This is a genomic window from Stenotrophomonas sp. SrG (assembly GCF_050031795.1).
Classification (GTDB): domain Bacteria; phylum Pseudomonadota; class Gammaproteobacteria; order Xanthomonadales; family Xanthomonadaceae; genus Stenotrophomonas; species Stenotrophomonas rhizophila_A.
On sequence record NZ_JBNBBE010001855.1, the window covers coordinates 1 to 229 of the forward strand.

The window sequence follows — 229 nt, forward strand, 5'->3', positions numbered from 1 at the left end:
GGCCTCGCTGTAGAACGCGTCCTCATCCGTGGGATAAGCCACGCTTGCGCCCTGCGGCAGGTACCTGTACGTCAGCGGGGCTATGCCGGTGGAGGTGATCATCGCGGGGTAGGGCAGGGCCATCACCGCGCTGACGGTATGGAAGTCCAGCCCCGAGCGCAGGCCCTTCTCCGGCCGGAAGGTGAAGAAATCCTTGTAGATCGTCTTGTGGGTGATCACGCCGGTGGTG

At 64.2% G+C, this 229-nt stretch carries 1 protein-coding gene; it reads right to left on the reverse strand.

Annotated features, from left to right (window positions below; all coding sequences use genetic code 11):
* On the reverse strand, window positions 1-229 hold a 229-nt coding region (locus ACQG3P_RS25620), incomplete at both ends, for a PepSY-associated TM helix domain-containing protein (RefSeq protein ID WP_426806613.1).